1 protein-coding gene, 2 tRNA genes and 2 rRNA genes are annotated in these 5,569 nt (G+C 50.2%); all 5 read left to right on the top strand.

Annotated features, from left to right (window positions below):
- Positions 1–199: hypothetical protein (locus AC07XP_RS31825; protein WP_495266907.1), on the top strand; the 199-nt coding region annotated here is incomplete at its 5' end.
- Between the two features lie 355 nt (positions 200–554).
- A 16S ribosomal RNA gene (locus AC07XP_RS31820) occupies positions 555–2,089 on the top strand.
- A gap of 89 nt (positions 2,090–2,178) precedes the next feature.
- Positions 2,179–2,255 (top strand) — tRNA-Ile (locus AC07XP_RS31815).
- Positions 2,256–2,285: 30 nt separating this feature from the next.
- Positions 2,286–2,361, top strand: a tRNA-Ala gene (locus AC07XP_RS31810).
- 321 nt (positions 2,362–2,682) lie between these two features.
- Positions 2,683–5,556 (top strand): 23S ribosomal RNA (locus AC07XP_RS31805).
- The 16S and 23S rRNA genes sit together here with 2 tRNA genes alongside, the layout of an rRNA operon.
- Positions 5,557–5,569 lie beyond the last annotated feature (13 nt).

The following is a 5,569-nucleotide window of genomic DNA, read 5'->3' as shown; positions in this document are numbered from 1 at the left end:
TTCGAAGCGACTGGTGCTCTCAGGAGCGTTGGTTGTGGGTGGTGAAGAAAGTCTTCGAAAGTTGACGCGGTTTGAAAAAACAGTGCATAATCGAAGGCTTCGCTGGAAACAACTTCAGCGACTTGAGCTGAAAGGTTCGGGTTGCAGGAAAGAAGAAGTGGAAAGCGAAAAAAGTCTTCGAAAGTTGACGCGATGTTGAAAAACAGTGCATAATCGAAGGCTCCGCTGAAAACAACTTCAGCAGCTTGAATCGAAAGATTCGGGATGTGAAAAAGAAGTTGAAGAAAGCGAAAAAAGTTTGACGATACTTAAAAAATCGTGTTAGACTACAAGGCTTCGCTGATCGCAGCAAGCAAAACGAAGTAAACGATAAGTTGCTTCGGTGATCGTTAAAAAATTACAGCCGATAAGCGTGGGCGTTTGAAGGTAATTGCGTAAGTTCTTCGGAACAAGTCGCAAGACTTAAAACGCTCATGAGATAGAAGTGAAGTTCACTTTAATTCTTTTTTTATGAGTTTTGCTTGACCGCGAGGTCAGGCGCAAAAATCAAGATCGAACTATAGAGTTTGATCCTGGCTCAGATTGAACGCTGGCGGCATGCCTTACACATGCAAGTCGAACGGCAGCGCGGGAGCAATCCTGGCGGCGAGTGGCGAACGGGTGAGTAATACATCGGAACGTGCCCAATCGTGGGGGATAACGCAGCGAAAGCTGTGCTAATACCGCATACGATCTACGGATGAAAGCAGGGGATCGCAAGACCTTGCGCGAATGGAGCGGCCGATGGCAGATTAGGTAGTTGGTGAGGTAAAGGCTCACCAAGCCTTCGATCTGTAGCTGGTCTGAGAGGACGACCAGCCACACTGGGACTGAGACACGGCCCAGACTCCTACGGGAGGCAGCAGTGGGGAATTTTGGACAATGGGCGAAAGCCTGATCCAGCCATGCCGCGTGCAGGATGAAGGCCTTCGGGTTGTAAACTGCTTTTGTACGGAACGAAACGGTCTTTTCTAATACAGAAGGCTAATGACGGTACCGTAAGAATAAGCACCGGCTAACTACGTGCCAGCAGCCGCGGTAATACGTAGGGTGCAAGCGTTAATCGGAATTACTGGGCGTAAAGCGTGCGCAGGCGGTTATGTAAGACAGTTGTGAAATCCCCGGGCTCAACCTGGGAACTGCATCTGTGACTGCATAGCTAGAGTACGGTAGAGGGGGATGGAATTCCGCGTGTAGCAGTGAAATGCGTAGATATGCGGAGGAACACCGATGGCGAAGGCAATCCCCTGGACCTGTACTGACGCTCATGCACGAAAGCGTGGGGAGCAAACAGGATTAGATACCCTGGTAGTCCACGCCCTAAACGATGTCAACTGGTTGTTGGGTCTTCACTGACTCAGTAACGAAGCTAACGCGTGAAGTTGACCGCCTGGGGAGTACGGCCGCAAGGTTGAAACTCAAAGGAATTGACGGGGACCCGCACAAGCGGTGGATGATGTGGTTTAATTCGATGCAACGCGAAAAACCTTACCCACCTTTGACATGTACGGAATTCGCCAGAGATGGCTTAGTGCTCGAAAGAGAACCGTAACACAGGTGCTGCATGGCTGTCGTCAGCTCGTGTCGTGAGATGTTGGGTTAAGTCCCGCAACGAGCGCAACCCTTGTCATTAGTTGCTACATTCAGTTGGGCACTCTAATGAGACTGCCGGTGACAAACCGGAGGAAGGTGGGGATGACGTCAAGTCCTCATGGCCCTTATAGGTGGGGCTACACACGTCATACAATGGCTGGTACAAAGGGTTGCCAACCCGCGAGGGGGAGCTAATCCCATAAAACCAGTCGTAGTCCGGATCGCAGTCTGCAACTCGACTGCGTGAAGTCGGAATCGCTAGTAATCGTGGATCAGAATGTCACGGTGAATACGTTCCCGGGTCTTGTACACACCGCCCGTCACACCATGGGAGCGGGTTCTGCCAGAAGTAGTTAGCTTAACCGCAAGGAGGGCGATTACCACGGCAGGGTTCGTGACTGGGGTGAAGTCGTAACAAGGTAGCCGTATCGGAAGGTGCGGCTGGATCACCTCCTTTCTGGAAACAAGCAATTTAATTTAAACGCCCACACTTATCGGTTGTTGGAAGAAGTCGGTTGTCTTCAATTTTGAAGATGATTGGCGAATGGGTCTGTAGCTCAGCTGGTTAGAGCACCGTCTTGATAAGGCGGGGGTCGTTGGTTCGAGCCCAACTAGACCCACCAAATCTTCTGATATCTCGTGTGAGAGTTTGAGGGGGATTAGCTCAGCTGGGAGAGCACCTGCTTTGCAAGCAGGGGGTCGTCGGTTCGATCCCGTCATCCTCCACCAATAACTTCGATACTTATTCAACACCAAAGCAGCTTCCTGCGAAAGCATGAGGCTTCTTTGTTGTTGATCAGGATCTCTTGATCAATCGGCTGTTCTTTAAAAATTCATAGAGTCGAATCAGCGTTGCTGATGGAAACTGCACATTCGTAAAGGTTTAGTGCAGACCGTGCCATCAGCAACATAGAATTTTTGATTGCGTCAAAAGAAACTTCAATTTCGAGTCAAATCGATATTGGAAGTACGGCATAACGCGTCAGGTGAAAGACCTGACATATTCCTTGAGATGATTTTGTAGTTTCGCAAGAAACGTCAAAGTTATAGGGTCAAGTGAATAAGAGCACGTGGTGGATGCCTTGGCAATGATAGGCGACGAAGGACGTGATAGCCTGCGATAAGCTTCGGGGAGCTGGCAAATTAGCTTTGATCCGGAGATTTCCGAATGGGGAAACCCACCTGCAAAGGTATCGCATGATGAATACATAGTCATGCGAGGCGAACCGGGTGAACTGAAACATCTCAGTAGCTCGAGGAAAAGACATCAACCGAGATTCCGAAAGTAGTGGCGAGCGAAATCGGAGAAGCCTGTTAGTGATAGCACAAGACATAACGGAACAGCTTGGAAAGGCTGGCCATAGCGGGTGATAGCCCCGTACGTGAAATGACCTGTGTGGTACTGAGCTAACGACAAGTAGGGCGGGACACGAGAAATCCTGTCTGAATATGGGGGGACCATCCTCCAAGGCTAAATACTCATCATTGACCGATAGTGAACTAGTACCGTGAGGGAAAGGCGAAAAGAACCCCGGGAGGGGAGTGAAATAGATCCTGAAACCGCGTGCTTACAAAAAGTAGGAGCCCGCAAGGGTGACTGCGTACCTTTTGTATAATGGGTCAGCGACTTACATTCAGTGGCAAGGTTAACCGAATAGGGAAGCCGTAGAGAAATCGAGTCCGAATAGGGCGATCAGTCGCTGGGTGTAGACCCGAAACCAAGTGATCTATCCATGGCCAGGATGAAGGTGCCGTAACAGGTACTGGAGGTCCGAACCGACTAGTGTTGCAAAACTAGCGGATGAGCTGTGGATAGGGGTGAAAGGCTAAACAAACTTGGAAATAGCTGGTTCTCTCCGAAAACTATTTAGGTAGTGCCTCAAGTATTACCATCGGGGGTAGAGCACTGTTTTGGCTAGGGGGTCATGGCGACTTACCAAACCAAGGCAAACTCCGAATACCGATGAGTACAGCTTGGGAGACAGAGCACCGGGTGCTAACGTCCGGACTCAAGAGGGAAACAACCCAGACCGCCAGCTAAGGTCCCTAAAATTGGCTAAGTGGGAAACGAAGTGGGAAGGCTAAAACAGTCAGGATGTTGGCTTAGAAGCAGCCATCATTTAAAGAAAGCGTAATAGCTCACTGATCGAGTCGTCCTGCGCGGAAGATGTAACGGGGCTAAGCCAGTTACCGAAGCTGCGGATTTGCAATTTATTGCAAGTGGTAGGAGAGCGTTCTGTAAGCCTGTGAAGGTGCGTTGTAAAGCGTGCTGGAGGTATCAGAAGTGCGAATGCTGACATGAGTAGCGTTAAAGGGGGTGAAAAGCCCCCTCGCCGTAAGCGCAAGGTTTTCTACGCAACGTTCATCGGCGTAGAGTGAGTCGGCCCCTAAGGCGAGGCAGAGATGCGTAGCTGATGGGAAACAGGTCAATATTCCTGTACCGATTGTTAGTGCGATGTGGGGACGGATCTTAATAGGTCATCCAGTTATTGGATTATTCTGGTTTAGTTGGATGTAGGCGTGCATTAGGCAAATCCGGTGCACATATACCGAGGCCAACGATCGAGCGGACTTGTCCGTGAAGTGACTGAACGAGGTTCCAGGAAAAGCCACTAAGCTTCAGCTAACAACGACCGTACCGCAAACCGACACTGGTGCGCGAGATGAGTATTCTAAGGCGCTTGAGAGAACTCAGGAGAAGGAACTCGGCAAATTGACACCGTAACTTCGGAAGAAGGTGTGCCCTATTAGTGTGTAGTGAACAACGAAGCATGAATGGGTTGCAAAAAATCGGTGGCTGCGACTGTTTATTAAAAACACAGCACTCTGCAAACACGAAAGTGGACGTATAGGGTGTGACGCCTGCCCGGTGCTGGAAGATTAAATGATGGGGTGCAAGCTCTTGATTGAAGTCCCAGTAAACGGCGGCCGTAACTATAACGGTCCTAAGGTAGCGAAATTCCTTGTCGGGTAAGTTCCGACCTGCACGAATGGCGTAACGATGGCCACACTGTCTCCTCCTGAGACTCAGCGAAGTTGAAATGTTTGTGATGATGCAATCTCCCCGCGGAAAGACGGAAAGACCCCATGAACCTTTACTGTAGCTTTGTATTGGACTTTGAACAGATCTGTGTAGGATAGGTGGGAGGCTTTGAAGCAGGGTCGCTAGATCTTGTGGAGCCAACGTTGAAATACCACCCTGGTGTGTTTGAGGTTCTAACCTAGGTCCATTATCTGGATCGGGGACAGTGCATGGTAGGCAGTTTGACTGGGGCGGTCTCCTCCCAAAGCGTAACGGAGGAGTTCGAAGGTACGCTAGTTACGGTCGGACATCGTGACGATAGTGCAATGGCATAAGCGTGCTTAACTGCGAGACTGACAAGTCGAGCAGATGCGAAAGCAGGACATAGTGATCCGGTGGTTCTGTATGGAAGGGCCATCGCTCAACGGATAAAAGGTACTCTGGGGATAACAGGCTGATACCGCCCAAGAGTTCATATCGACGGCGGTGTTTGGCACCTCGATGTCGGCTCATCTCATCCTGGGGCTGTAGCCGGTCCCAAGGGTATGGCTGTTCGCCATTTAAAGAGGTACGTGAGCTGGGTTTAAAACGTCGTGAGACAGTTTGGTCCCTATCTTCCGTGGGCGCTGCAGATTTGAGGAAGCCTGCTCCTAGTACGAGAGGACCGGAGTGGACACACCTCTGGTGTATCGGTTGTCACGCCAGTGGCATTGCCGAGTAGCTAAGTGTGGAAGAGATAACCGCTGAAAGCATCTAAGCGGGAAACTCGTTTCAAGATGAGATCTGCCGGGGCCTTGAGCCCCCTAAAGAGTCGTTCAAGACCAGGACGTTGATAGGTCAGGTGTGGAAGCGCAGTAATGCGTTAAGCTAACTGATACTAATTGCTCGTGCGGCTTGACCCTATAACTTTGATCA

The sequence above is a fragment of the Variovorax sp. GW531-E2 genome, from assembly GCF_059423125.1.
This window is presented reverse-complemented; position numbering and strand designations above follow the sequence as displayed.